The sequence below is a fragment of the Pseudomonas rhizoryzae genome, assembly GCF_005250615.1.
In the GTDB taxonomy this organism is placed as follows: domain Bacteria; phylum Pseudomonadota; class Gammaproteobacteria; order Pseudomonadales; family Pseudomonadaceae; genus Chryseomonas; species Chryseomonas rhizoryzae.
This window is the reverse complement of record NZ_SULM01000007.1, coordinates 145,893-171,493: the sequence shown is the minus strand read 5'-3', so window position 1 is coordinate 171,493 and position 25,601 is coordinate 145,893. Positions and strand designations below refer to the sequence as shown.

General features: G+C 66.1%; 28 protein-coding genes. 17 read left to right on the top strand and 11 right to left on the bottom strand.

The window, feature by feature from the left end; genetic code table 11:
• Position 1: 1 nt before the first annotated feature.
• From FAZ11_RS13165 to lptM, 4 genes are read right to left on the bottom strand one after another with little or no spacing between them, the layout of a single operon-like run.
• A complete protein-coding gene (locus FAZ11_RS13165; protein ID WP_058766016.1) occupies positions 2–688 on the bottom strand; it encodes a DUF484 family protein in 687 nt (228 codons plus the stop codon).
• Positions 685–1,515 carry a diaminopimelate epimerase gene (dapF, locus tag FAZ11_RS13160; RefSeq protein ID WP_058782850.1) on the bottom strand — a complete coding sequence of 277 codons (831 nt, stop codon included), beginning with the start codon at positions 1,513–1,515 and terminating at the stop codon, positions 685–687. Before dapF ends, FAZ11_RS13165 begins: the two co-directional genes overlap by 4 nt.
• Before the next feature lie 12 nt (positions 1,516–1,527).
• The gene (lysA, locus tag FAZ11_RS13155; protein WP_058782849.1) at positions 1,528–2,775 is read right to left on the bottom strand and encodes a diaminopimelate decarboxylase; all 1,248 of its coding nucleotides are present in this window, start codon (positions 2,773–2,775) and stop codon (positions 1,528–1,530) included.
• A 9-nt stretch (positions 2,776–2,784) separates the two neighbouring features.
• Positions 2,785–2,910, bottom strand: coding sequence for an LPS translocon maturation chaperone LptM (gene lptM, locus FAZ11_RS13150; RefSeq protein ID WP_007161378.1), 126 nt, complete (start codon positions 2,908–2,910; stop codon positions 2,785–2,787).
• 171 nt (positions 2,911–3,081) lie between these two features.
• On the opposite strand from lptM, the gene cyaY reads away from it, so the two are divergent.
• Positions 3,082–3,411, top strand: coding sequence for an iron donor protein CyaY (gene cyaY / locus FAZ11_RS13145; protein ID WP_058772282.1), 330 nt, complete (start codon positions 3,082–3,084; stop codon positions 3,409–3,411).
• A gap of 192 nt (positions 3,412–3,603) precedes the next feature.
• Complete coding sequence (gene rnk, locus FAZ11_RS13140) at positions 3,604–3,987, top strand: nucleoside diphosphate kinase regulator (protein WP_058760342.1); 384 nt, start codon at positions 3,604–3,606, stop codon at positions 3,985–3,987.
• Here rnk and FAZ11_RS13135 read toward each other — a convergent pair.
• Entirely contained in the window at positions 3,984–4,271 is a 288-nt protein-coding gene (locus FAZ11_RS13135; protein WP_058760341.1) for a hypothetical protein, read from the bottom strand. The genes rnk and FAZ11_RS13135 overlap by 4 nt on opposite strands.
• A gap of 197 nt (positions 4,272–4,468) precedes the next feature.
• Here FAZ11_RS13135 and FAZ11_RS13130 point away from each other — a divergent pair, with 197 nt between their 5' ends.
• Together FAZ11_RS13130 and FAZ11_RS13125 are read left to right on the top strand one after the other, a co-directional pair.
• Positions 4,469–5,455, top strand: a complete 987-nt coding sequence (locus FAZ11_RS13130; protein WP_058760340.1) for a magnesium transporter CorA family protein — start codon at positions 4,469–4,471, stop codon at positions 5,453–5,455.
• A gap of 36 nt (positions 5,456–5,491) precedes the next feature.
• On the top strand, positions 5,492–6,367 hold the full coding sequence (locus FAZ11_RS13125) for an NAD(P)-dependent oxidoreductase (protein WP_058772281.1): 876 nt from the start codon (positions 5,492–5,494) through the stop codon (positions 6,365–6,367).
• A 36-nt stretch (positions 6,368–6,403) separates the two neighbouring features.
• Here the strand turns inward: FAZ11_RS13125 and FAZ11_RS13120 are convergent, their stop codons facing one another.
• Entirely contained in the window at positions 6,404–7,168 is a 765-nt protein-coding gene (locus tag FAZ11_RS13120; RefSeq protein WP_240043584.1) for an endo alpha-1,4 polygalactosaminidase, read from the bottom strand.
• Between the two features lie 342 nt (positions 7,169–7,510).
• Positions 7,511–8,905: an argininosuccinate lyase gene (gene argH / locus FAZ11_RS13115; protein ID WP_058772280.1), complete on the bottom strand. Its 1,395-nt coding sequence runs from the start codon at positions 8,903–8,905 to the stop codon at positions 7,511–7,513.
• 128 nt (positions 8,906–9,033) lie between these two features.
• Here argH and FAZ11_RS13110 point away from each other — a divergent pair, with 128 nt between their 5' ends.
• From FAZ11_RS13110 to FAZ11_RS13075, 8 genes are all read left to right on the top strand, one after another.
• Positions 9,034–10,110, top strand: coding sequence for a sensor histidine kinase (locus FAZ11_RS13110; protein ID WP_058760337.1), 1,077 nt, complete (start codon positions 9,034–9,036; stop codon positions 10,108–10,110).
• A 4-nt stretch (positions 10,111–10,114) separates the two neighbouring features.
• A complete protein-coding gene (locus FAZ11_RS13105; protein ID WP_007161369.1) occupies positions 10,115–10,861 on the top strand; it encodes a LytR/AlgR family response regulator transcription factor in 747 nt (248 codons plus the stop codon).
• 93 nt (positions 10,862–10,954) lie between these two features.
• On the top strand, positions 10,955–11,893 hold the full coding sequence (hemC, locus tag FAZ11_RS13100; protein ID WP_058760336.1) for a hydroxymethylbilane synthase: 939 nt from the start codon (positions 10,955–10,957) through the stop codon (positions 11,891–11,893).
• Positions 11,890–12,648, top strand: coding sequence for a uroporphyrinogen-III synthase (locus FAZ11_RS13095; protein WP_058772279.1), 759 nt, complete (start codon positions 11,890–11,892; stop codon positions 12,646–12,648). The genes hemC and FAZ11_RS13095 overlap by 4 nt, the downstream gene beginning before the upstream one ends.
• A 17-nt stretch (positions 12,649–12,665) precedes the next feature.
• Positions 12,666–13,841 carry a uroporphyrinogen-III C-methyltransferase gene (locus FAZ11_RS13090; RefSeq protein WP_058772278.1) on the top strand — a complete coding sequence of 392 codons (1,176 nt, stop codon included), beginning with the start codon at positions 12,666–12,668 and terminating at the stop codon, positions 13,839–13,841.
• On the top strand, positions 13,838–15,046 hold the full coding sequence (locus tag FAZ11_RS13085; protein ID WP_058766008.1) for a heme biosynthesis HemY N-terminal domain-containing protein: 1,209 nt from the start codon (positions 13,838–13,840) through the stop codon (positions 15,044–15,046). The genes FAZ11_RS13090 and FAZ11_RS13085 overlap by 4 nt, the downstream gene beginning before the upstream one ends.
• Positions 15,047–15,133: 87 nt before the next feature.
• On the top strand, positions 15,134–15,619 hold the full coding sequence (locus FAZ11_RS13080; RefSeq protein WP_074529120.1) for a disulfide bond formation protein B: 486 nt from the start codon (positions 15,134–15,136) through the stop codon (positions 15,617–15,619).
• Between the two features lie 273 nt (positions 15,620–15,892).
• Positions 15,893–16,369, top strand: a complete 477-nt coding sequence (locus tag FAZ11_RS13075) for an Rsd/AlgQ family anti-sigma factor (protein ID WP_058760332.1) — start codon at positions 15,893–15,895, stop codon at positions 16,367–16,369.
• Here FAZ11_RS13075 and FAZ11_RS13070 read toward each other — a convergent pair.
• Positions 16,366–16,830 (bottom strand): TIGR02444 family protein, encoded by a 465-nt coding sequence (locus tag FAZ11_RS13070; protein WP_058772277.1) that lies wholly within the window; start codon positions 16,828–16,830, stop codon positions 16,366–16,368. The genes FAZ11_RS13075 and FAZ11_RS13070 overlap by 4 nt on opposite strands.
• 47 nt (positions 16,831–16,877) lie before the next feature.
• On the opposite strand from FAZ11_RS13070, the gene FAZ11_RS13065 reads away from it, so the two are divergent.
• The 3 genes from FAZ11_RS13065 to FAZ11_RS13055 are packed head-to-tail and all read left to right on the top strand — an operon-like array spanning position 16,878 to position 20,009.
• Positions 16,878–18,791 carry an ATP-binding cassette domain-containing protein gene (locus FAZ11_RS13065; protein WP_058772276.1) on the top strand — a complete coding sequence of 638 codons (1,914 nt, stop codon included), beginning with the start codon at positions 16,878–16,880 and terminating at the stop codon, positions 18,789–18,791.
• Positions 18,791–19,369, top strand: a complete 579-nt coding sequence (locus FAZ11_RS13060) for a mechanosensitive ion channel family protein (RefSeq protein WP_058760329.1) — start codon at positions 18,791–18,793, stop codon at positions 19,367–19,369. Before FAZ11_RS13065 ends, FAZ11_RS13060 begins: the two co-directional genes overlap by 1 nt.
• A gap of 4 nt (positions 19,370–19,373) precedes the next feature.
• Complete coding sequence (locus tag FAZ11_RS13055; protein WP_058772275.1) at positions 19,374–20,009, top strand: LysE family transporter; 636 nt, start codon at positions 19,374–19,376, stop codon at positions 20,007–20,009.
• Positions 20,010–20,014: 5 nt separating this feature from the next.
• On the opposite strand, the gene FAZ11_RS13050 is transcribed toward FAZ11_RS13055, so the two are convergent.
• The gene (locus FAZ11_RS13050; protein ID WP_058772274.1) at positions 20,015–20,779 is read right to left on the bottom strand and encodes an SDR family NAD(P)-dependent oxidoreductase; all 765 of its coding nucleotides are present in this window, start codon (positions 20,777–20,779) and stop codon (positions 20,015–20,017) included.
• Positions 20,780–20,879: 100 nt separating this feature from the next.
• On the opposite strand from FAZ11_RS13050, the gene FAZ11_RS13045 reads away from it, so the two are divergent.
• Positions 20,880–21,350, top strand: a complete 471-nt coding sequence (locus FAZ11_RS13045) for a YaiI/YqxD family protein (protein ID WP_058766003.1) — start codon at positions 20,880–20,882, stop codon at positions 21,348–21,350.
• On the opposite strand, the gene FAZ11_RS13040 is transcribed toward FAZ11_RS13045, so the two are convergent.
• Both FAZ11_RS13040 and FAZ11_RS13035 read right to left on the bottom strand, forming a co-directional pair.
• On the bottom strand, positions 21,338–23,461 hold the full coding sequence (locus tag FAZ11_RS13040) for a putative bifunctional diguanylate cyclase/phosphodiesterase (protein ID WP_058760325.1): 2,124 nt from the start codon (positions 23,459–23,461) through the stop codon (positions 21,338–21,340). The genes FAZ11_RS13045 and FAZ11_RS13040 overlap by 13 nt on opposite strands.
• Before the next feature lie 294 nt (positions 23,462–23,755).
• Entirely contained in the window at positions 23,756–24,310 is a 555-nt protein-coding gene (locus FAZ11_RS13035; RefSeq protein WP_058772273.1) for a DedA family protein, read from the bottom strand.
• A 262-nt stretch (positions 24,311–24,572) separates the two neighbouring features.
• Between FAZ11_RS13035 and hemB the strand changes: the two genes are divergently transcribed.
• Complete coding sequence (gene hemB / locus FAZ11_RS13030) at positions 24,573–25,595, top strand: porphobilinogen synthase (protein ID WP_058760323.1); 1,023 nt, start codon at positions 24,573–24,575, stop codon at positions 25,593–25,595.
• Positions 25,596–25,601: the final 6 nt, after the last annotated feature.

Below are 25,601 nucleotides of genomic sequence, written 5' to 3'. Positions count from 1 at the left end.
CTCAGCGCACCGTACGCAGGGGGACGGGGAAGCGCGGCAGCACGCGGGCGAGGACTTCCGCCACATGGCTGAGGAACAGGGTGCCGAGGCTGCTGCGGTAGTGCTGGGGATCGGGGCTGCCGATCGCCAGGACGCCATGCAAACCCTGGTGGGAGAGCGCGGCGACGGCGGCGGAGCCGACTTCTTCCTTGGCCGAATCACCGAACAGGAAGGCCAGTTCATGGGCGCGCAGCACACCGCTGGTGGTCTTCTCGCCGCCCAGCAGACCGCCGATGACCTTTTGCGCCTCGGCATGGGTCACGCTGCGGCCCACTGGCAGGGGATGCTCGTGGAACAGGATGAGGCCGACGTAGGGCACCTTGAATTCATGGCGCAGGCTGTCTTCGACCGTGCCGATCACCTCTTCGAGGCTGTTGGCATCGAGCAGGCCGATGATCAGCCGGCGGGTCTTGTCGAACAGCCGGTCGTTGTCCCGCGCCACGTCCATCAGGTGGGCCAGGCGCTGGCGCATCTCGCCGTTGCGGTCGCGCAGCAACCCGAGTTGCCGCTCGACCAGGGAAATGGCGGTCCCTCGCTGATGGGGCACGCGCATTTCCGCCAGCAGCTCTTCGCGGTCGGCGAAGAAGTGCGGATGGTCCAGCAGCCAGTCGGCGACCTGGTCCGGGGTCAGTTCGGGGGTGTCGCTCATACTCTCACCTGGCCCTCGTAGACGCGGGTGGCCGGACCGGTCATGAGTACCGGCTGGCCGACGCCGTCCCACTCGATGTTGAGCAGGCCGCCCGGCAGTTCGATGCTGACCGGCGAGGTCAGCCAGCCCTGGCGGATACCGGCCACCGCGGCGGCGCAGGCGCCGGTGCCGCAGGCGCGGGTTTCGCCGACGCCACGCTCCCAGACCCGCAGGCGCGCGCGCTGGGCATCGATGACCTGCAGGAAGCCGATGTTGGCCTTTTGCGGAAAGCGCGGATGGCATTCCAGCTTGGGCCCCAGGGTGAGGACCGGGGCCTGGTCGACGTCGGCGACGCGCAGCACCCCATGGGGGTTGCCCATGGAAACCACCGAGAGTTCGACCGTTTCGCCGTCCACCTGCACGGCGTGGCTCGAGGCCTCCGTCTCGGTGACGAAGGGGATCTCGGCCGCCTGCAGGCGCGGGGCGCCCATGTCGACGCGGACCAGGCCGTCACCCTTGAGCAGCAGCTCGATGATGCCGCTCTTGGTCTCGACGCGGATCTGCTTCTTGACCGTCAGGCGCTTGTCGAAGACGAAGCGGGCGAAGCAGCGGGCACCATTGCCGCACTGCTCCACCTCGGAGCCGTCGGCATTGAAGATGCGATAGCGAAAGTCCACGTCCGGCTTGGTCGGGGTTTCGACGATCAACAGCTGGTCGAAGCCGATGCCGGTATTGCGGTCCCCCCACTGGCGGACGTGCTTGGGCTGGATGTGCGCGTGCTGGCTGATCAGGTCGAGGACCATGAAGTCGTTGCCCAGCCCGTGCATCTTGGTGAAGCGCAGTTGCATGGAGCGCTCCCCTCAGCTTGGCAGCCGGCTTTCGCCCGCGAAGAGTTCTTCCAGCGTTTCACGCCGACGCACCAGATGGGCCTGGTCGCCATCCACCATCACCTCGGCCGCGCGGCCACGGGTGTTGTAGTTGGAACTCATGGTGAAGCCATAGGCTCCAGCAGAGCGGATGGCCAGCAGATCGCCTTCGGCCAGCACCAGCTCGCGATCCTTGGCGAGGAAGTCGCCGGTCTCGCAGATGGGGCCGACCAGATCGTAGCGGCGGGCTTCGCCCTGGCGCGCGGCGACCGGCTCCACCGCCATCCAGGCCTGGTAGAGGGCCGGGCGGATGAGATCGTTCATCGCCGCGTCGACGATGGCGAAATCCTTGTGCGCGGTGTGCTTGAGGTATTCCACGCGGGTCAGCAGCACGCCGCCGTTGGCCACGATGAAGCGGCCGGGTTCGAACACCAGGGTCAGTTGGCGCCCTTCGATACGTTCGCGGATGGCCTGGATGTAGTCACCGGCCAGTGGCGGCTGCTCGTCGCGATAGCGCACGCCCAGGCCGCCACCGAGATCCAGGTGGCGCAGCACGATGCCACGTTCGGCGAGGCGGTCGATCAGTGCCAGCAGGCGGTCGAGTGCATCGAGGAAGGGCGGCAGGCTGGTGAGCTGGGAGCCGATGTGGCAGTCCACCCCGAGGATCTCGAGATTCGGCAACTCGGCGGCGCGGGCGTAGACCGCCTCGGCGTCGGCGATGTCGATGCCGAACTTGTTTTCCTTGAGACCGGTGGAGATGTAGGGGTGGGTACCGGCGTCGACGTCGGGATTGACCCGCAGCGAGATCGGCGCGACCACGCCCAGCTCGGCGGCCACCTGTTGCAGCCGCTCCAATTCGTCGGTGGATTCGACGTTGAAGCAGTGCACGCCCACTTCCAGGGCGCGGCGCATGTCGTCGCGGGTCTTGCCGACCCCGGAGAACACCACCTTGTGCGGATCGCCACCGGCGGCCAGCACACGCTCCAGCTCGCCGCGGGAGACGATGTCGAAGCCGGCACCGAGGCGCGCCAGGGCATTGAGCACGCCGAGGTTGGAGTTGGCCTTGACGGCGAAGCAGACCAGGTGCGGCAGGCCAGCCAGCGCATCGGTATAGGCGCGGTACTGGCCCTCGATGTGGGCCCGGGAATAGACGTAGGTGGGGGTGCCGAATTGCTGCGCCACGGCGCTCAGGGCAACCCCTTCCGCATGCAGTTCACCTGCACGGACAGCGAAGACTTCCATGCTGGCTCCTTAGAACACGTCGTGGCGATGTTCTTTGGCGGCTTTCTGGTCGTCGGGCAGGTACAGCGGGCCTTTCTGACCACAGCCTGCCAGCAGGCAGGCGCAGGCGATGAAGAGGAGGGACAGGCGCTTCATGACGCTAAACCTATACGAAAAGATGATATTGCACCGAGTATACCGAGGTTAAGCGACTCTTTGACACGCCCGGATGGGCTGCGGCACACGCGCTGGCGAAAGCCGCGACTGGACGCCATCTGGGCGGCCCGCTACCGTGCGCCGATTGTTTCCCTTCTTTCGAGGATCGTCATGAGCCGGCTCAGCGAAGCGCAATTCCACCACCTCGTCGACCAGACCCAGCGTCAGGTCGAGGACGCCTACGACGACAGTGGCCTGGACCTCGATCTGGAAAACGCCGGTGGCGTGTTGACCGTCAAGTTCGACAACGGCAGCCAGGTCATCCTCAGCCGTCAGCCGCCGCTGGTGCAGCTCTGGGTGGCGGCGCGCTCGGGGGGCTATCACTTCGACTGGGACGGCCAGAACTGGGTGTGCGACAGCCGACCGGAGACCCTCGGCGCCCTGCTGGTACGGGTGACCCTGGAGCAGACCGGCGAGAGCGTGACGTTCCCCGGGTTGTAGCCTACCTGTGGTCGGTGCGGCTTGACCCGCGCCGAGCGTCCTGTGCTAGCGTGACCTGACGGCGCCTTTCGAGCGCCGTTTTCTTTTGCCGCCCCGTTGCGGCCTCTCGCAGGGCTCTTGCCGCCCGTCTTCCCGCAGGTCCATCGCGCTTGGCGACAGGGGCCGCGTCGTCTCGTCTTCCAGGAGTCCGCCATGCGTCATGCATCGCCCATCACCGTTTCCGCCGCCGATCTGCCCCGCCTCGAACGCCTGCTCGACGACTTGCCGGAGTTCGGCCCCGTGGCCGCCGCCCTCGACGAAGAGCTGGCACGGGCCCAGGTCGTGGCGCCCGAGGATATAGGGTCGGTGGTCACCATGAATTCGCGCGTGCGCTGCCGCGAAACCGACACGGGCAAGGAATATCAGGTGGTGCTGGTGTATCCAGAGGATGCCGGCGAAGCGGGGCGGGTATCGGTGCTGGCGCCGGCGGGCAGCGCGCTACTCGGCGCCACGCCCGGTGAACGCCTGAGCTGGCCGGTGCCAGGGGGCAAGGAGCAGCAGGTGGAATTGCTGGCATTGGAGCCGGCCGCAAGCTAGTCCGTGTCGGCTTCTGGTCGTTCCGGCAGCTCCGGCAGGGCGCGCAGCAACTGCTCGTAATGGGCACTGTCGAAGGGCCGCTCGGCGTTCAGCATGGCCTCGATCTCGTAGGCCAGCGCCTGGGCCATGAGCAGGATCGCATCGTCGCGCTCGTAGCCGACCAGGGTGAGCTTGTTGAGCACAGCCTGGACGTAGACGGGTTCGCCCGCGGCGAGCTGGTTCTCCACCGCTTCGATGAGATGGGAGGAAACGAAGGATTCTTCGTCGTCGTCGTGGTCAATCATGTCTGGATATCCTTTGTTACGTTCTGTACGAAAAAACGCCGAGCGAAGGTCAGGCGAGGCGAAAAAGGCTGAGGAAGCGGAGTTTACGAGCGGTAAATGAGCATTCCGAAGCCTTTTTCAACGAAGCATCACCGAGCGCAGGCATTTTTCGTACAGAACCTACAGTCCGACCCCTGATTTGGCCTGGAGTCTATCGAATGATCACCTGCTATCGCCTGTCCGCCAACGAGCTGGTCGCGCAGCCGCTGTCGCCGGGAGACGCTCTGCCCGAGGATCTGGTCTGGGTGGACTTGCTCGATCCCAGCGAGGAGGAGGAGCGCTATCTCGAACAGACCCTGGCGATGGACATCCCCACGCGCGAAGAAATCGCCGAGATCGAGGAATCGTCGCGACTCTACCAGACCGACCAGGCCCTGCACCTCACCACCACGGTGGTCAGTGGCTTCAGCGAGCACCAGCCCAAGGCGACGGTGGTGAATTTCGTGCTCACCCCCGAGTGGCTGGTGACGGTGCGCTACGCCGAACTGGCCGCCTTCAAGACCTTTCTTGGCAAGGCCCGGCAAGAGGCTCGCCAGCACTGCCGGAGCGACGTGATCTTCGCCTCGCTGCTGGACAGCCTGGTGGACCGGGTAGCCGACATCCTCGAGTCGGTCCAGGCGCATCTCAATCGCCTGGCCCAGGCGGTATTTCGCGAGCCTGTCGATTCCCCCCAGGAAAAGCACCAGCCGAAGACGGACCTGCAATCCATCGTCAAGCAACTGGGGCGCACCAATCAGTTGCTGGCCCAGCTCAGCGAGAGCCTGCTGGGCATCAACCGTATCGTCTCCTATCTAAGGCGCACGGGCGCTACCTGGGTCTCCGGTACGGCCAAGACCTGGTTCAAGACGCTGGAGCGCGATGTGCGCTCGCTCAGCGATTACCAGGCGAAGATGAACGGCGAAATCGGCTTCCTGCTCGATGCCACGCTGGGGTTGATCAGCGTGGAGCAGAACAACATCGTCAAGGTCTTCACCATTGCCTCGGTGCTGTTTCTGCCGCCGACCCTGGTGGGGACCATCTACGGCATGAACTTCAAGGTCATGCCGGAGCTGGATTGGCATTTCGGCTATCCGCTGGCACTGGGTGCCATGGTGGTCTCGGCGCTGATTCCCTATGGCTGGTTCAAGTTTCGCCGCTGGCTCTAGCCGGCATTAGCTATCACTGCACGAGAGGACACAGCAATGCGCGTTGGATTCATAGGCCTGGGTGGCATGGGGCAGGGCATGGCGGCCAATCTGCTCAAGGCCGGGCACGAGGTGGTGCTCTGGAACCGCTCCCAGGCGCCGGTGGCGGCGCTGGTCGGCCAGGGCGCGATCGCCGCGGCGACGCCAGCGGAGGCCTTCGACAGCGAGGTGCTGTTCAGCATCCTGGCCAATGACGCCGCCACCCGCGAGGTAATCCTCGACAGCGGTGCCCTGCGGAGCGCACGAGCCGGGCTGATCCACGTCAGCATGGCCACCCTGTCGGTCGCCCTGGTCGACGAACTGGTGGCGCGCCATGCCGAGGCGGGGGTGGGCTATGTGGCCGCGCCGGTGTTCGGGCGCACCGATGTGGCCGCCAGTGGCCAGCTCAACATCGTGGTGGCGGGTGATCCGGCGGCCATCGAGCGCGTCCAGCCGCTGCTCGACGTGCTCGGGCGCAAGACCTGGCCGGTGGGCCAGGAGCCACGTCAGGCCAACGTGGTGAAGATCGCCGGCAATTTCATGATCGCCAGTGCCATCGAGACCATGGGCGAGAGCACTGCGCTGGCGCGCAGCTATGGGGTGGAGCCGGCCGCGTTGCTGGAGATCCTCACCAGCACCCTGTTCGCCGCCCCGGTGTACCAGAACTACGGCCGCCTGCTGACCGAGCGGCAATTCTCGCCCGCCGCCTTCAAGCTCAGTCTGGGCCTGAAGGATGTCGGTCTGGCACTGGCCGCGGGGCAGGAGAAGGCGGTGCCGCTACCCTTCGCCAGCGTCCTGAGAGACAACCTGCTGGAGGCCGTCGCCCAGGGCGAGGGCGAGCTGGACTGGGTGGCGCTGGGGCAGAGGTCACACAAGAAGGCCGGCCTCGACTGAGACGGCTGTAGTCAGTAGCCAGGCCCCGCGCCTTGGCTACTTGCAGGCCGTGCCCAGGGCCGCCAGCGACAGCGGATAGAACTGCAGGTTGTAGCCGGAGGTCTTGGCCTGGCTGCAGCGCTTGGTGCTGTAGGGACCGTAGTCGATGATCATCACCGGCTTCTTCTGGGTGCGGAAGTAGCTGTAGGCATTGCACTCGGCGTAGTCGTAGCAGCTCTCGTTGAGAGCGAAGTCGAACTTGCCGTAGACGCTGGGGATCAGCTCGATGGCATTCTTCAGGCCTACCAGCAGCGAGCGCTTGTGGGCTTCGTCGGCCAGCCAGTTGAGGAAGTCCAGCTGCTGGGCCTTGGTCAGCTTGAGGCCGTTCGGGTTGGTGTAGCCGTCGACGTTGTCCGGGTCCACGCCCTGGCAGCCCTTCTGCACGGCCAGGTCCAGGCGCTTGGCCAACAGGGTGCGGACATCAGCACGGCGGATGTCCAGCCAGCGCTCACCCGGCCAGGCATCCAGCGCCTTGCCCAGGGCAGCCTTGGGGTAGAGGGCGGCATCCGGACGCCAGTCTTCCCAGGTGCCAGCGCTGAAATAGCAGATCACCGTCTTGCCATTGCCCTTCAGATTGGCGATCACCGCCTTGCTGGTGTCGTAGAGGTCGATGTCGTAGAAGGTCCGGTTGGGCTTCTGCAACACGCCGTTCAGTTGGACGTGCCAGGTGAGGGTCTGGGGCAACGGTGCGGGCAGGGTCGCGTGACTGGAGGCAGCGGCGAACAGTCCGCAAAGCAGGATGGAACAAGCTGAAAGGCGCATGAGGCTTGACTCGAAAGGCTGGTCAAGTCCTCAGTATCGGCCGGCTTTCCGGAGGCCTGAGTGCCAGTCGTCGTACCTATTCGCGGGTGGGCGGCGTCCGCTCTGGGGTGTCCGGAGCGCTCGGTCAAAGAGCCCCCCGTCGTAGAGCGGTTGCCGACACATCAGGCGCCGTTTTGGGCCTGCGGCCTGCTTTTTTCGCCCGCTGGTGCTGCCGATAGACGGTATGGCGCATCCAGCGCCCGAGGGGGCACTAGCCTAACGCCGAACAGGTGCCAGGCTAGTCTGCCCGCTCCCAAGCAGGCCACCCTCTGGAAGCGGCGGCCGCAGGGAGCGTGCTGGCTCTCAGCGCTGGGCCAGCAACTCGCGACCGCGAGCCACGGCGGCGCGGACCTGGGCCGGCGCGGTACCGCCGATGTGGTCGCGGGCGTTGACCGAACCTTCCAGGGTCAGGACCGCGAAGACGTCTTGCTCGATCTGGTCGCTGAAGCGACGCAGTTCGTCCAGGCTCATTTCGGCCAGGTCCTTGCCGCTATCGACGCCGTACTTCACCGCGTGGCCGACGATCTCGTGGCAATCGCGGAAGGGCAGGCCCTTGCGCACCAAGTAGTCGGCCAGGTCCGTGGCGGTGGAGAAGCCACGGCGCGCGGCCTCGCGCATGATCTCGCGCTTGGGCTTGATGGCCGGAACCATGTCGGCGAAGGCGCGCAGGGAGTCGCGCAGGGTATCCGCGGCGTCGAACAGCGGTTCCTTGTCTTCCTGGTTGTCCTTGTTGTACGCCAGTGGCTGGCCCTTCATCAGGGTCAGCAGACCAGTGAGGGCGCCAAACACCCGGCCGGTCTTGCCGCGCACCAGTTCGGGGACGTCGGGATTCTTCTTCTGCGGCATGATCGAGGAGCCGGTGCAGAAGCGATCGGGCAGGTCGATGAACTGGAACTGGGCGCTGGTCCAGAGCACCAGCTCTTCGGAAAAGCGCGACAGGTGCATCATCGCCAGGGACGCCGCGGCGCAGAATTCGATGGCGAAGTCGCGATCCGAGACGCCGTCCAGGGAATTGCCGCCAATGGCCTCGAAACCCAGCAGTTCGCAGGTGACCTGGCGCTGGATGGGATAGGTGGTGCCAGCCAGCGCCGCACTGCCCAGGGGCATGCGGTTGACGCGCTTGCGACAGTCCACCAGGCGCTCATGGTCGCGAGAAAGCATCTCGAACCAGGCCAGCAGGTGGTGGCCGAAGGTCACCGGCTGGGCGGTCTGCAGGTGGGTGAAGCCGGGCATGATGGTGTCGGCTTCGGCCTCCGCCAGTTGCAGCAGGCCTTCTTGCAGGCGATTCAGCTCGGCGAGGATGGCGTCGATCTCGTCGCGCAGCCAGAGGCGGATGTCGGTGGCCACCTGGTCATTACGGCTGCGACCGGTGTGCAGCTTCTTGCCGACCACGCCCAGGCGCTCGGTCAGGCGCGCCTCGATGTTCATGTGCACGTCTTCCAGATCGACGCGCCACTCGAAGGTGCCGGCCTCGATTTCGCCGCGGATCTCGTCCAGGCCGGCGACGATGGCGTCGCGTTCGGCTGTGCTGAGCACCCCGGCCTGGGCCAGCATGCGGGCATGGGCCTGGCTGCCGAGGATGTCGTGGCGGTAGAGGCGCTTGTCGAAGTCCACCGAAGCGGTGAAGCGGGCGACGAAGGCGTCGACGGGCTCGCTGAAGCGTCCGCCCCAGGACTGGTTGGTTTTTTCGCTGCTCATGGATCGGCCTGCTGCTGGGCTTATCGGTGGAGTTGAAGGGTGCCGATGATAACAGTCCTGAGCGCCTTGCTGCCGGAATCAACGGAGGCGGCTTGCCGACGAGCGGTATCTGAACCACACTGCGGCTCATGATGCTCGAACGCCGCAAAACCCCTCGGCCGGTGAAGGTCGATGACTTCTTCGTCCCGGCCCTGTGCGAGCCGGAGGCGCTGCTCGTCCTGGTGGTGCTGGCGGAGTTGCTGGTGCTGGTCCTGGTGCTGGCCGAGCCCTTCACCCTGCAGTTCAACTGGATCCGCCTGGCGCTGGTGTCGTTGTTCGTGCAGTGGATCGTGCTGCTGTCGGCGGCGCTGCTCTGCCGTCTGCGGCCTTGGCTCGCGCGGCATCGGCCAGTGGTGGCCGGCGGTCTCTGCTGCGCCATCGTGGTGGCGCTGACGCTGGGTTGCACCCTGGTGGCCGACTGGCTGCAACTGGCCGGTCCGCTACAGCGGGTGGGCGAGGTACGGCTGTACATGAGGCACGCGCTGATCGCCTTCATCATGTCCATGCTGCTGCTGCGCTACTTCTGGCTGCAGAGCCAGTGGCGTCGCCAGCAGCAGGCCGAATTGCAGGCGCGCATCGAATCCTTGCAGGCGCGCATCCGCCCGCACTTCCTGTTCAACAGCCTGAACAGCATCGCCAGCCTGGTCGCCCTGGATGCCGACAAGGCCGAGCGCGCAGTGCTGGACCTGTCGGCACTGTTCCGCGCCAGCCTGGCCCAGCCCGGTACCAGGGTGCGCTGGGTGGAAGAACTGGAGCTGTCGCGGCGTTACCTGGAAATCGAACGGCTGCGCCTGGGCGACCGGCTGAAGCTGCAATGGGACGTCGACGGGGTGCCGGCCGACCTGCCGATCCCCCAGCTGACCCTCCAGCCACTGCTGGAAAATGCCTTGATCTACGGTGTCGCGCCGCGCATCGAAGGCGGGCTGGTCACCATCTACGCCAACTATCTGGATGGGGTATTCGAACTGGTCATCAGCAACCCCTACGACCCTGAGGTCGAGCAGCAGCCGCGTCCACCCAAGGGCACTCGTCAAGCTTTGAGCAATATCGAAGCGCGGTTGACGGCACTTTTCGGACCAGCTGCGAGTCTCAAAATCGAACGCCGCGACCAGCGGCATACAACGTCTCTTCGCTATCCATGCGAGCGACTCATGCGGGAAGCCTGAGCTTATGAATGTCCTGATCGTCGATGACGAACCCTTGGCGCGCGAGCGTCTGGCCCGTCTGGTGGGGCAACTGGACGGTTATACCGCCCTGGAGCCGACAGCCACCAACGGTGAGGAAGCCCTCGCTTTGGTTGAAAACCTCAAACCAGACATCGTCCTGCTCGACATCCGCATGCCGGGTCTGGACGGCTTGCAGGTGGCGGCGCGGCTCTGTGAGCGCGAATCGCCGCCCGCAGTGATCTTCGTCACCGCCCACGACGAATACGCGCTCGACGCCTTCCAGGTGAGCGCCGTGGGCTATCTGGTCAAGCCGGTCCGCCAGGAAGATCTGGCCGCGGCCCTGAGCAAGGCCCAGCGCCCCAACCGCATGCAACTGGCTGCGCTGACCAAGCCGCCAGCCAGCGGCGGTCCGGGGCCGCGTAGCCACATCAGTGCCCGCACCCGCAAGGGGATCGAGCTGATTCCGCTGGACGACGTGGTCTACTTCATCGCCGACCACAAGTACGTGACCCTGAGACACTCCGGGGGCGAGGTGTTGCTGGACGAGCCGCTCAAGGCGCTGGAAGACGAATTCGGCGAGCGCTTCGTGCGGATTCACCGCAATGCCCTGGTCTCCCGCGAGCGCATCGAGCGACTGCAACGCACGCCGTTGGGGCACTTCCAGCTGTTCCTCAAGGGCATGAACGGCGATGCGCTGACCGTCAGCCGCCGTCACGTCGCCGGCGTGCGCCGCCTGATGCACAGCATCTGACGTCGCTGCCACGTCGATGACCGGCGCGCAGCGGGGGAGAGGCGCCGGTCGACCTGCTATGATGGCCGGCAATCTGACGTGCCGGTAATGTCCATGCTCCGCGAAATTCGTATCGCTACGCGCCAGAGTGCCCTGGCGCTGTGGCAAGCCGACTATGTGAAAGCCCGCCTCGAAGCGGCGCATCCAGGATTGCGGGTGAGCCTGCTGCCCATGACCAGTCGTGGCGACAAGCTGCTGGACGCGCCCCTGGCCAAAATCGGCGGCAAGGGATTGTTCGTCAAGGAGCTGGAAAATGCCCTGCTCGACGGCAGCGCCGATATCGCCGTGCACTCCATGAAAGACGTGCCCATGGAGTTTCCGCAGGGCCTCGGGCTGTACGCCATCTGCGAGCGTGAAGACCCGCGCGATGCCTTCGTCTCCAACCGCTATGCCCGGCTCGCCGATCTGCCCCAGGGCAGCGTGGTGGGTACCTCCAGCCTGAGGCGCCAGGCCCAGTTGCTGGCCCTGCGCCCGGATCTCGAAATCCGCTTTCTGCGCGGCAACGTCAATACCCGCCTGGCCAAGCTCGATGCCGATGACTACGACGCCATCATCCTCGCCGCAGCCGGTCTGATCCGTCTAGGCTTCGCCGCGCGCATCCGCGAGTCCCTCAGCGTCGAGGACAGTCTGCCCGCCGGTGGCCAAGGCGCCGTGGGCATCGAGTGCCGCACCGACGATGCCGAGATCCATGCCCTGCTCGAACCCCTGCACCATGTCGACACCGAACGCCGCGTCGCCGCCGAGCGCGCCCTGAATCGGCGTCTCAATGGCGGCTGCCAGGTGCCTATCGCCTGCTATGCGGTGCAGGAAGGCGAACTGCTCTGGCTGCGCGGCCTGGTCGGCCAGCCCGATGGTGGCCTGCTGCTGCGCGCCGAAGCCCGCGGCCCACTGAACGACCCGGCCGGGCTGGGCGTGACGGTGGCCGAAGACCTGCTGGCCCAGGGCGCCCAGGGCATTCTCGATACCGTCTATGGGGCCTCCGGCGCATCATGAGCGCCTGGCGACTGCTGCTGACCCGGCCGGCGGAGGAGAATCCACCCCTGGCCGCCGCCCTGGAGACGGTGGGCATCGCCACGGCCAGCCTGCCGCTGCTGGAACTGCAGCCCCTGGCGGAAACCCCTGAACAGCGCTCGCTCTGGCTCGATCTCGACCGCTACGCCGCCGTGCTGGTGGTGAGCAAGCCAGCCGCCCGCCTCGGACTCGCCGCCCTGGATCGCTACTGGCCGCAGCCGCCGCTGCAGGCCTGGTTCGCCGTGGGCGCGGCTACCGCCGCGGTGCTCGACGACTATGGCCTGCCGGTGCATTACCCCGAGCGCGAAGACAGCGAAGGCCTGCTGGCACTGCCGGCGCTGGACGAAGCCCTGCAACGTCCCGATCCTCAGGTATTGTTGCTGCGTGGCGAGGGCGGACGCGAGCTCTTGGTCGAGACCCTGACCGCCCGTGGTGCCCAGGTCGAGGTACTCGAACTCTATCGCCGCCAGTGCCCGGATTACCCTGCGGGGCTGATCCTAGAGACTCTGACAGCGGAACGCCTGAATGCCATCATGGTCAGCAGTGGGCAGGGTTTCGCGCATCTGCAGGCCTGTGCGGGTGCGGATTGGCCCGAGTTGCGCCGTTATCCCCTGCTGGTACCCAGCGCCCGCGTGGCCGAGCTGGCCCGCGCGAGCGGCTGCCACCGCGTGATCGAGTGCGAGGGCGCCAATGCCGGCGCCCTCGCCGCCGCGCTAGCCCACCACCATCCGGATTGACCCTACAAGGAATTCCCGTGAGCGAAACTCAAGCCCCCCGCGCCGACGACGTCTCTCCCGATCCTGTCGTGACCGCCGCCACGCCCCCGCCGGCGTCGCCTCCCGCCAGCGTGCGCCGCAAGGGCTCGGGCAAGGCATCCGGTCTGGCGCTGCTGGCCCTGCTGGTGGCCGCGGGTGGTCTGGGGCTGGGTGGCTGGAGCGTCTGGCAACTGCAGCAGGTGCGCCAGAACGAACAGAGCAGCGCCGCCCAGGCCGAGGATCTGCGCAGTCAGCTCCGTCAGCTGGAAACGCGCAACCAGGCGTTGAGTGCCGATCTGGCCCGCCTGCCCTCGGCCAGCGAGTTGGAAGAGCGCCGCCGCCAACTGGCCGCCCTGCAGGGCGATCAGCAGCATCTCGCGGAGCAGTTCAAGGAAGTGGTTGGCCAGAGCCGCCAGGCCTGGCGCCTGACCGAAGCCGAGCACCTGCTGCGCATGGCTACTCTGCGCATGACCGCGCTGCAGGACGTGCCCAGCGCCCAGAATCTGTTGCAGGGCGTCGATGACATCCTCAAGGCCCAGAACGACCCGGCCGCCTTCGCGGCTCGGCAACAGATCGCCGATGCCCAGCAGACGCTGCGCCAATTGCCCGACCTGGATCGCACTGGGCTGTTCGTCCAGTTGGCTTCGCTGCGTAACCAGGTACAAAGCCTCGAACCGCTACCGCCGCGTTTCTCCGCCACGGTGGCCGATCAGCCGGGCGTCGAGAAACCCGCGCTGCCGCCGAGCAATGCCCTGCAGCAGTGGTGGCAGAGCTTCCGGCAGCGCATCTCCAGCTACTTCCGTATCGATTTCTCCGCCGACCAGCCGATCCGGCCGCTGCTGGCCGAGGAATCCCTCGCCCAAGTCCGCCTGGCCATGAGTTTGGCTTTGGAGCAGGCGCAGTGGGCGGTGCTCAACGGCAACCAGGAGGTCTATCGCCTCTCCATCGAACAGGCCGAAGACATCCTCGCGGGCTACTTCAACAACCAGAATCCCGATAGCCGTGCGGTCAAGTTGCGCCTGCAAGAGCTGGCCGAGCGGCCGGTGACCTTCGAGGCGCCCGATCTGACCCCGGCGCTGACCGCGCTGCAGGCCTACATCGCGCAACGCCAGCAAATCCAGCCGAACATCCAGTCGAACAATGCCGCCGGCGCGGCTCAGGAGAATCGCCCATGAAGCGCCTGTACCTGCTGTTCCTGTTCGCCCTGCTCGTCGGCCTGGGCGTCGCCGTGGTGCTGGCCAAGGAGCCGGGCTACGTGCTGCTCTCCTATAGCAACTTCCGCTACGAATCGAGCCTCTGGGCCTTCCTGGCGCTGCTGGTGGCCGTCTGGCTGGCGCTCTACATCCTCAAGCTGGTGCTGAATGCCCTGGGGCTGACCGGCAAGGTGCTCAATCCCTGGTCGCGGCACAATCGCCAGCGGCGCCTGGAGCAGGCTCGCCATAAGGGCCAGCTGGAACTCGCCGAAGGCAACTGGAGCAGCGCCCTCAAACACCTGAAAAGCGCTGCCGAACACGCCGATCAGCCGCTGTTCGTACTCTTGGGCGCCGCCCGGGCAGCCAATGAACTGGGCGACCTCGAAGAGCGCGACCGGCTGTTGCGCCAGGCGCGTGAGCGCGAGCCCCACGCTGAGCTGGCCATCGGTCTCCAGCAAGCTCGCCTGCAGATCGACCGTGGCCAGTACCTGGAAGCCCGCGACAGCCTGGCGCCGCTGCAGGCCAAGTACCCGAAGAACGGCGAGGTATTGCTCCAACTGCAGCGCCTGCAGGTGACCCTGCGTGACTGGCCGGCGCTGATCGCTCTGCTACCGCAATTGCGCAAGCAGCAGGTGCTGCGGCCCCAGGAGCAGGATGACCTGGAGCGCAAGGTATGGATCGCTACTCTGGACGAGGTGCCTGCGCAGGGCGCCGAGTCCGCTTTGGATGCGCAATGGCAGCAGGTGCCCACGGCGCTCAAGGGTGATTCCTCGGTGGTGCTGGCCTATGCCCGCCAATTGCGCGCCATCGGCCGTGACGACCTGGCCGAGGAGGTGCTGCACATCACCCTCAACCGGCAGTGGGATGAGCGGCTGGTCGAACTCTATGGGCAGCTGCGCCCGCGCGATGCCAGCCGACCGCTGCATCACGCCGAAGGCTGGCTCCGGGACCGCCCCCAGGATCCGGTGCTGCTGCTGGCGCTGGGGCGGCTGTGCATGAGCAACCAACTGTGGGGCAAGGCCCGCGAGTACCTGGAAACCAGCCTGGCCCAGCGGCCTTCCGCCGTTACTGCCGGCGAACTGGCGCGGGTAGCCATGCAACTGGGCGACGTCACCCGCAGCCAGCAGCTCTTGCAGAGCCAATGGCGTGAGCAAGCACCTGGCTCGCTGCCGGCCACGCGCGTTTAAGACGACGCTGTCCAGCCCGGGTCCTTGAAAGGAGCCCGGGCTTTCACTACCGTAACGTCCCAATTCCCTATTGGAGACGGCGCGTCCGTGACTAGTCCCCGCTTCATCTTTCTGTTCATGACCGCGATCTGCGCGATGCTCATGGCTGTCGGTCTCTATCTCGAACACGTAGTCGGCCTCGAGCCCTGTCCACTGTGCGTGGTGCAGCGGATCTTCTTCATCCTGGTCGGCGTGGTTGCCCTGATCGCCGGCATCCAGGCGCCGGGAAAACGCGGCGGGCGCGTCTATGGCGTGATCCTGCTACTGCTGGCCATTGGCGGCGCTGCCACCGCCGGCCGCCAGGTCTATCTGCAGACGGTCCCGGCGGAAGAGCTGGCGGCCTGCCTGCCGAGCCTGGACTACATGATGCAGGCGCTGCCCTTCCAGGAGATCATCCGCCTGGTGCTGCACGGCACCGCCGATTGCGCCGAGGTCAACTGGACGCTATTCGGCCTGAGCATCCCCGAATGGAGCCTGCTGGCCTTCGTCCTGCTCATGGCCTTGAGCCTGGTCAAGATCTTCCGCCGTCGCTAGTGTGGTGTTTCTGAAGTTCGCGCAAGAATTGGCGAGTGATTTTTGTTCATGGGCTAGGCGCCGGGACGAGTCATAGCAGGGCTATGGCGAGGAGGGGCAACGACGTCCATGGACAAAAAGCGCCGCCAAAATTGTGTAGGTAACTTCTGAAACACCACATTAGGCCTTTCTCCGAGCAACGGCACTCGCGTGGCGAGGCGATGTCGGTATAGTTCCTGATAACACCCGGGCGCCTGCGCCCGGACCGTCTCGCCCGTATAGAGAGCTGCCGTCATGCTAGAAACCTGCCGCAATGCCCAGGAACGCTGGGGTGGGGTCCACCAGCTGATCGACCGCTGGCTGATCGCCCGCCGCGAGTTGGTGACCGCCTACGAAACCCTGGACCTGCAACCTCTGCTGGCTCCGATACATGAGGTGAGCGAGCTGGAGCGCCTTTGCGACCTGCTGGTCGACTACATGTCCACCGCGCATTTCGAGATCTACGAGCAACTGGTGGCCGAAGCCCGGGAATTCCAGGACGAGCGCGCCATCGAGTTCTCCGACAGCCTCTACCCACGCCTGCAGGCGCTCACCGACGCGGCGCTCAACTTCAATGACAGATTCGAGCGCGGGGCCTACAAGGATCCTGGCCTGTTGACCATCGAACTCAAGCTGCTGGGCGAAACCCTGCGCGAGCGGTTCGAGCTGGAAGATTGCCTGATCGAGGTGCTGCACACCGCCCACCAGCAACCGCGGCTGGCGTCGGTCTAGGGACGCACCGCTCGCGCCGCCTCGGTCAGCAGACCCAGATCGGCGGCGGTCGCCGTCTGCGGGGCCACGGCCCCGAGCCAGGCACAGGTGTCGCCAATGGTCCGACAGGGCCAATGCGCCGCGAGTCGTGCCAGGCGCGCGAGTTGTTCGCGCTCCGCCGAAAGCTCCAGACCCTTGAGCTGCTCGCGGAGCGCCGCCAGATCCTCGTCCTCTCCAGCCGGAACCTTCCAGGCCTGCCGCAGCTGACGCAAGGGCCGCACCACCGTTTCCTGCCAGTGCGTCGCGGCGGCCCGTAGCCGACCGAGGCCCCTGGCCTCCAGGGCGCAGCCGCGCCGGTCGAGCCAGAGCGCCGTGAGCACCAGGCAGACATCGGCTCCAGCCTCCTGCACACGCAAACAGGCACCCTCCACGCCAGGCCGGGCGTATACTGCCAACGCGAATTCCCACAGGTCCTCTTGCATATCCGCCTCCCCATTCGTGGGTGGTGGAGCTGCTACACTCCGCCGCCATGATCCGACTACAGAACCTTACCCTACAGCGCGGTCCGCAGCGCCTGCTCGAAAGCGCCGACCTGACCCTGCATCCCGGCCAGAAAGCCGGCCTGATCGGTGCCAACGGTGCCGGCAAATCCAGTCTCTTCGCCTTGCTGCGTGGCCAACTCGGCGCCGATGCGGGCGATTGCCACATTCCGGCCGCCTGGCGGATCGCCCACATGCGCCAGGAAGTGGACACCCTGGAACGCCAGGCGGTGGACTACGTGCTGGACGGCGACGTCGACCTGCGCCGCATCCAGCGCGAACTGGCCGCCGCCGAAGCGGCCCAGGACGGCAATGCCCTGGGCCGGCTGCACGCCGACTTCGAGGCGGCCGACGGCTATACCGCCGATGCCCGGGCGCGCAAGCTGCTGGCCGGGCTGGGCTTCACCGCGGCGCAGATGGAGCGCCGCGTCGGCGATTTCTCCGGTGGCTGGCGGATGCGCCTGAATCTGGCCCAGGCGCTGATGTGCCCTTCGGACCTGCTGCTGCTGGACGAACCCACCAACCACCTGGATCTGGACGCCATCCTCTGGCTGGAAGACTGGCTCAAGGGCTATCCCGGCACCCTGATCCTGATCTCCCACGACCGCGACTTCCTCGATGCGGTGGTCGATCACGTGGTGCATCTGGAACAGCAGAAGCTCACCCTCTATCGCGGCGGCTATTCCAGCTTCGAGCGTACCCGCGCCGAACGCCTGGCGCAGCAGCAGCAGGCCTACGACAAGCAGCAGGCCCAGCGCGCCCACATGGAGAAGTACATCGCCCGCTTCAAGGCCCAGGCCACCAAGGCGCGCCAGGCGCAGAGCCGGATCAAGGCCCTGGAGCGCCTGGAAGAACTGGCGCCAGCCCATGTCGATTCGCCCTTCGAATTCGCCTTCCGCGAGGCGGACAAGCTGTCCAGCCCGCTGCTGGATCTCGCCGAAGGCCGCCTCGGCTATGGCGAGACCACCATCCTGCACCCGGTCAAGCTGCAACTGGCACCCGGTGCGCGCATCGGCCTGCTCGGCCCCAACGGCGCCGGCAAGTCGACCCTGATCAAGACCCTGGCGGGTGAGCTGGAACCCCTCGGCGGCCGCCTGCAGCGGGGCGAGAACCTCGCCATCGGCTACTTCGCCCAGCACCAGCTCGACTCCCTGGACGCCAAGGCCAGTCCGCTGCTGCACCTGCAGCGCATCGCCCCCGGCGAGCGCGAGCAGAGCCTGCGCGACTTCCTCGGCGGTTTCGACTTCCGCGGCCCCCGTTGCGACGAGGTGGTGCTGAATTTCTCCGGTGGCGAGAAGGCGCGGCTGGCGCTGGCGCTGATCGCCTGGCAGAAGCCCAACCTGCTGCTGCTGGACGAACCCACCAACCACCTGGACCTGGACATGCGCCTGGCCCTGACCCTGGCCCTGCAGGAATTCGCTGGCGCGGTGCTGGTGGTCTCCCACGACCGTCACCTGCTCAAGAGCACCACCGACGAATTCCTGCTGGTGGCCGATGGCAAGGTGCAGGCCTTCGATGGCGATCTGGACGACTACAGCCGCTGGCTGGTGGACTTCCGCGCCCGTCAGGAGCCCAGCACCACGCCGGGCGATAGCGCGGCGGTCGACAAGACCGACCGCAAGGCCCAGCGCCAGGCCGCTGCTGCCCTGCGCCAGCAACTGGCGCCCCTCAAGAAGGCCGCCGACAAGCTGGAGACGGAGCTGGGCAAGGTGCAGGAAAAGCTCGCCGCCCTGGAAGCGCGGTTGGGCGACAGCGGTCTCTACGACGCCGCGCGCAAGGAGGAACTGCGCCAGGCGCTGGCCGATCAGGCCGCCGCCAAGACCCGTGAAGCCGAACTGGAAGAACAGTGGCTGGAGGCCCTGGAACGGCTGGAAAGCCTGCAAGCCGAGCTCGAGGGGGCCTGATGAGGGAATGGCTGCAGACCTGGCTGCCGGGCTGGAGCGCCTACCTGCTGGTAGCCGGCCAGGTCGCCCTGGTGCTGCTCATCGGCTACGTGCTGCAGCGCATCGTGGCGCGCGCTGTCACCGGCCTGGGCGAGCGCTATCCGCTGCCGCCGCAGATCGTCCTCGGCCTGCGTGGCACCCTGCGCTGGTTGATCATGGGCAGCGCCATCCTCATGGCCCTGGAGCGCTTCGGGGTGTCCGCCGCGGTGCTCTGGACGGCCATTTCCGGCTTCGTCGCGGTAGCCGCGGTGGCCTTCTTCGCCATCTGGAGCGTGCTCTCCAATCTGTTCTGCGCGGTACTGATCTTCACCGTCGGCCCGTTCCGCCTGGGCGATCGCATCGAGGTGCTGGATGCCTCCGACAAGCCCGGCATCAAGGGCCGGGTGGTGGCCATCAACATGCTCTTCGTGACCCTGCAGGAGTTGGACGACAGTCAGGAAGGTGCCCTGGTGCAGATTCCCAACACCCAATTCTTCCAGAAATCGGTCCGCCGCTGGCGCGATGCTGACGGGTCCTTCGATTTCCATCTCGACAGGTGAGTGCATGAGTCTGCAGGTCTGGACCGGTTTCTTCATTGCCTGCTGGATGATCAGCCTCTCGCCCGGAGCGGGCGCCATCGCCTCCATGAGCGCTGGCGTGACCCTGGGCTTTCGTCGCGGTTACTGGACGGCCATCGGCTTGCAACTGGGGCTGGCGCTGCAGATCGCCATCGTCGCGGTCGGCGTAGGCGCCCTGCTGGCGACCTCCCAATTGGCCTTCACGCTCATCAAGAGTTTCGGCGTGGCCTATCTCGCCTACCTGGCCATCCGTCAGTGGCGCGCGGCGCCCATGGATCTGGGCGCCCAGGTGGCCGACGAGCGCGCCCCGCCGCGCATTGGTGCCCTGGTGCTGCGCGGTTTCTTGGTCAACGTCAGCAACCCCAAGGCGCTGGTCTTCATGCTCGCGGTATTGCCGCAATTCGTCGATCCCCAGGCGCCGCTGACCGCGCAATACCTGATCATCGGCGTGACCATGGTCACCGTCGATCTGATCGTGATGGCGGGTTATACCGGCCTCGCCGCGCGGGTGTTGACCTTGCTGCGTACGCCGCGGCAGCAGCGCATCACCAACCGCGTCTTCGCCAGCCTGTTCCTCGCCGCGGCGGCGCTGCTGTCCACCGTGCGCCGCGCCGCGGTCTGAGACGGCTACCAGTCCACCGGCTGGCCCTGCCAATCCCAGAAACTGCCGGTCTCGGCCGGTGTACGCGCGGCGAGCACCTCCAGCAACCGCGCGGCCGCATAGTCGGTGGTGAACAGCTTGTCGGCGGGTACCCTGGACTGGAACGGCCGTGACAGCGCCGTGTCGGTGGTGCCGGGATGCAATGCCAGCACGCAGCTTTCCGGATTCAGGCGGGCCAATTCGATGCTGGCGCAGCGCAGGCCCTGGTTGAGCGCAGCCTTGGCCATGCGGTAGCCGTACCAGCCACCCAGGCGGTTGTCGCCGATGGAGCCGACCCGGGCCGAGAGCGCCGCGATCTGGCAGGGATGGTGCCCCTTGAGCAGCGGGGTCAGCTGCTTGATCAACAGGATCGGCAAGGCGGCATTGGCCAGATAGCTTTCCAGCAGGCCGGCCTGGGTTACCTGGGCCAGGCTCTTCTCGGCGCGCGCCTGCTCGCCCTGCAGCAGGCCCGACGCGCACAGCAGCAGGTCCAGGCGCGGCGTGACGTCCGCCAGTCGCGCCGCCAGATCGGTCCCGTTCAGGACGTCGACGTCGAGTCGCCGCAGGCGAGGACCATGGCGCCGTTCGAGTTCCGCCAGCTCCTCATGGGCCTCTGCCTGGCGGGCGCACGCCCAGACCAACGCGATCTCGTCACGCGCCAGCAACTGTTCGCACAGGGCCAGGCCGAGTCCGCCGCTGGCGCCGTACACCAAGGCATGGGCGGGGTGCTCCAGGCGTTGCCAGAAGGTCATGGGCGGGCTCCGGTCGGTTCGCTATCCCTGTCCGACCACGCCACTGCGCTGGGGTGCGCCGGCAGGGCGCGGTATCCTGGGCTTTTGCCGGAGAAGTCCCGTGATCCTGTGGATCGATGCCGATGCCTGTCCGCGTGCCGCCAAGGAGCTGGTCTGCAAATTCGCCCTGAAACGCAAGCTGGAAGTGGTCCTGGTGGCCGGCCAGCCGCAGATCAAGCCACCGTTCGCCTGCGTGCGCCTGGTGGTGGTACCCAGCGGGCCGGACGCCGCCGACGATCATCTGGTCGAGCAGGCCCAGCCGGGTGACCTGGTGATCTGCAGCGACATCCCGCTGGCCGATCGGTTGGTCAAGAAGGGCGTGGCCGCGCTCGATCCGCGTGGCCAGGAGTTCGACGAACGCAACATGGGCCAGCGCCTGGCCATGCGCAACCTGATGGCCGATCTGCGCGATCAGGGCCAGATGGGCGGGGGACAGGCGGGTTACGGTGAGCGGGATCGCCAGGCCTTCGCCAACGCCCTGGATCGCCTGATCACCCGGCTCCAGCGTGGTGTCGCCGGTCAGGCCGGCTGAGTTGCGGCGAGCGCCCGCTGTTCCAGCCAGCTTCTGAGTTGCGGCAGCGGTACCGGACGGCTGAATAGATAGCCCTGCATGAAATCGCAGTCGTTGCTGTGCAGGAAGTGCCGCTGCTCGGCGGTCTCCACCCCTTCGGCCACTACCTTCAGTCCCAGCTTGTGCGCCATGGCGATGATCGCCGAGGCGATGGCCATATCGTTGTCCTGGTTGGGAATGGTACGGACGAAGGCGCGGTCCACCTTGAGCGAGTCCACCGGTAGTCGACTCAGATAGGCCAGGGATGAATAGCCACTGCCGAAGTCGTCGATGGACACCCGCACCCCCAGGCTGCGGATTTCGCCGAGCAGCTCGATGGCCACGTTGAGACTGTGCATCAGGGCGTTCTCGGTCACCTCGATGATCAGCGCCGAGGGCGGTAGATCCTCGGCCTGCAAAGCGCGGGCGATGGCCTGGGGCAGCAGGCGATCGCTCAGGTTCAGGGCCGAACAATTCACCGAGACCCTCAGCTCCGCATAACCCTCACGGTGCAACTGGGCGAGATCGGCGCAAGCCTGGCGCATGACCCAGCCATCCAGGTCGGCGATCAGACCGGTCTGCTCGGCGACGCGGACGAAACGCTCCGGGCTCAGGGCGCCCAGCGTCGGGTGCTGCCAGCGCACCAGGGCTTCCAGGGCCACGGGGTGGCCAGCGGGATCGACGATGGGCTGATAGGCCAGGTGCAGGCCACCTTGGCTGAGGGCGTGGCGCAGATCCATCTCCAGGCTGAGCAGGTCGTCGGCTTCGCGTTGGAATTCGTTGGCGAATCTCAGGCTGCGATTGCGTCCGCTGCGCTTGCAGTGACCAACCGCCAGCCCGGCACTGCGCAACAGCTGGCCGGCGTCGGCGCCATCCTGGGGATAGTGGGCGATACCCAGGCTGAAGGTCATGGCGAAGCGCTGCCCGGCAAGCTCGAAGGGCGGGCGCAACTGCTCAAGCAAGCGCAGGGTCAGGGGCTGGCTGTCCCCCCGGGTGCCAAGCGGCAGCAGCAGGCTGAATTCATCGCCGGCATAGCGCGCCAGTGGCAGGTCGTCGTCCAGCACCGCGCGGATCCGCTGCGCCACCTGTACCAGCAATTCATCGCCCAGGGCATGACCGAGGCTATCGTTGATGCGCTTGAAGTGATCGACATCCAGTATCAGCAGGGCGAATTGCTCGCCACTGCGCGCCTGGCTCACGGCCCGGTCTACGGTCTGGATGAAGCTCGAACCATTGAGCAGGTGGGTGAGCGGATCGTGCAGACTGATCTGATCGAGGGTGGTGGATACCCGCTCCAGACGCAGACGCTGGGCATGGAAGCGCTCTCCAGCCCAGGCGGCGAGGAGACCGACCAAGATGATGAACAGGGTGCCGAGCGCGACGGCCATGCCCAGCTCCAGATGCTGGGTCACTTCCTTCATGTTGTTCGGCTCGAAGCCGATGGGTACCGCCAGCGTCAGGGCGGCCATGCCGGTGAAGTGCATAGAGACGATGGCGAAGCCGAGTCCCAGGCTGCCCAGCAGGCGCAGCCAGATGGTCCTGAGCCCGGTCCGGCCACGCAGGCGGAAGGCCAGCAGCAGCGCCGCCAGCGACGCCAGGCTGGCGACCACCACGGATACCGCCACCAGCAGCGGATCATAGAGCTGGATGGCGATCGAGTGCATGGCCAGCATGCCGGTGTAATGCATGGCCGCGATGCCCACGCCAGCGGCCAGGGAGGCGAGCAGATACTGGGGGGCGGTGAGGGATTCGCGCCCGATCAGGTGCATCACGGTGTAGGACACCGCGATGGCGATCAACAGCGAGACGAGGGTCTGCAGGGGATCGTAGTGCACATGGATGCCGATCTTGAACGACAGCATGGCGAGGAAATGCATCGACCAGATGCCACCACCCAGGGCGACGGCGCCGATCAGCTTGGCCAGTTCGCTGCCGCGTCGGGAACGGCTGGTGGTCACCCAGTCCGCCATGGCCAGGGCCGTGTAGCCGGCGGCGCTGGCGACCAGGTACGAGAGGATCACGAGCAATCCTTCGTAGTCGTTGGCAACGAATACCTGATGGCCGGGAGGAAGCAAGGTGGAGAAATTCAGCATGCTCTATCGCCAGCTTGCCGTACGAGGCGCGAAAAAGGGAGAGGTTGCTCAGAACATCGGCAGAAATAACTCAGGCTTTAATTCTACCGACGGACGTAGGTGCTCGGGAATCCAGCGTTCTAGAGGTTTTTGAAAAAGTTGCCGAGCGAAGAGTGGCAAGGCAAACCCAACCAGGAAGCCAGCCGGACTCGCGTTCGAGTGTACGAAGGGTTAAAGGAGCCTTCCGACGGGGCCGTCCAACCGATTTTCAGCGGCGGGTCGCCGATGCGCAGACGCTTTCAGGCCAGACTTACTTTAGACCTTGGGCGCACGACTGCGCCGCCATAGCCAAAGCAGCAGTCCGATCATCACGAAGCCGCCCAGCACCATCAGCTCGTAACGCTTGAGATTACCCAGCACGCCCTCGAGGACGGCGCCGAAGTGATAGGCCGCATAGCCCAGCACCGTCGCCCAGACGATGGCGCCGATACCGTTGAGAATCAGATAGCGCGCCGGGGGATACCCCGACAGGCCGATCGCCACCGGCATGACGGTACGCAGGCCATAGACGAAGCGAAAGCTCAGCACCCAGAGATCGGGATGGCGCCGGATGTGCGCCAGCGCCTTTTCCCCCGCCGCTTCCCACTTGGGCTTGCGCGCCAGCAGCTTGCGGCCATGGCGGCGCCCGAGGAAGTACCACAGTTGGTCGCCGGCGTAGCTGCCGCAGAAGGCCACCAGGATGACGGTCTGGATGTTCATGTAGTCGCGGAAGGCGAGAAAACCGGCCAGCACCAGAATGGTTTCGCCTTCGAAGAAGGTGCCGAGAAAGAGGGCGAAATAGCCGAAATCGTGGAGGAATTGTTGGAGCATTCGGCGCTACACGAGGTGGAAGAGATGGCGCAGCCTACCCCGGTTGCCGTCTGGAAAGAAAGTGTGACGGGCTTCCGTCCGCCGGATGCCAGACGGTCGTGAGCAGAATTCGCTGCGACCCTGTGTCACGCCGACTCCAGCCGGCGTCTGCCTTGGATAGGAGCTATAGGCACGCCATATTGTCATCTGCTGTTACCAATCGGTCATGATTGTGGCCTATAACCCATCACACTGACCCGTGATCCGGGTCTGGGAGTCGATCGTGAGTTTTACCCCCATCAGCCGCAGCTACCCCGCCACTCGCATGCGCCGCCAGCGCCGTGACGACTTTTCCCGTCGTTTGATGCGCGAGCATGTGCTGACGGTGGATGACCTGATCCTGCCGGTTTTCGTGCTGGACGGCGAAGGCCGCCGCGAGGCCATCCCCTCGATGCCCGGTGTCGAGCGGCTGTCCATCGATCTGTTGCTGGAAGAGGCCGCCGAGCTGGTCGCCCTGGGCATTCCCGCCGTCGCCCTGTTTCCGGTTACCCCCGCCGAGCGTAAATCCCTGGATGGCGCCGAGGCCTACAACCCCGACGGCATCGCCCAGCGCGCCACCCGCGCCCTGCGTGAGCACTTCCCCGAGCTGGGGGTGATCACCGACGTCGCCCTGGACCCCTTCACCACCCACGGTCAGGACGGCATCCTCGACGAGCGCGGCTACGTGCTCAACGATGTCTCGGTCGAGGTGCTGGTCAAGCAGGCGCTGTCCCATGCCGCGGCGGGGGCCCAGGTGGTCGCGCCGTCGGACATGATGGACGGTCGCATCGGTGCCATCCGCGCCGCCCTGGAAGACGCCGGCTATCACAATGTGCAGATCATGGCCTACTCGGCCAAGTACGCCAGCGCCTACTATGGGCCTTTCCGCGATGCCGTCGGTTCGGCCGCCAATCTGGGCAAGGGCAACAAGGCCACTTACCAGATGGATCCGGGCAACAGCGACGAGGCCCTGCACGAGATCGCCGGTGACCTGGCCGAGGGTGCCGACTCGGTGATGGTCAAGCCGGGCATGCCCTACCTGGACATCGTCCGCCGGGTGCGCGAGGAATTTCGCGTGCCGACCTTCGTGTACCAGGTGAGTGGCGAGTACGCCATGCACATGGCCGCGATCCAGAACGGCTGGCTGTCCGACGCCGTCATCCTCGAATCGCTCTTGGCCTTCAAGCGCGCCGGGGCCAACGGCATTCTCACCTATTTCGCCAAGCGCGCCGCCCAACAACTTCGCCAGGGGCCTTCGCGTTCCTAAGGAGCT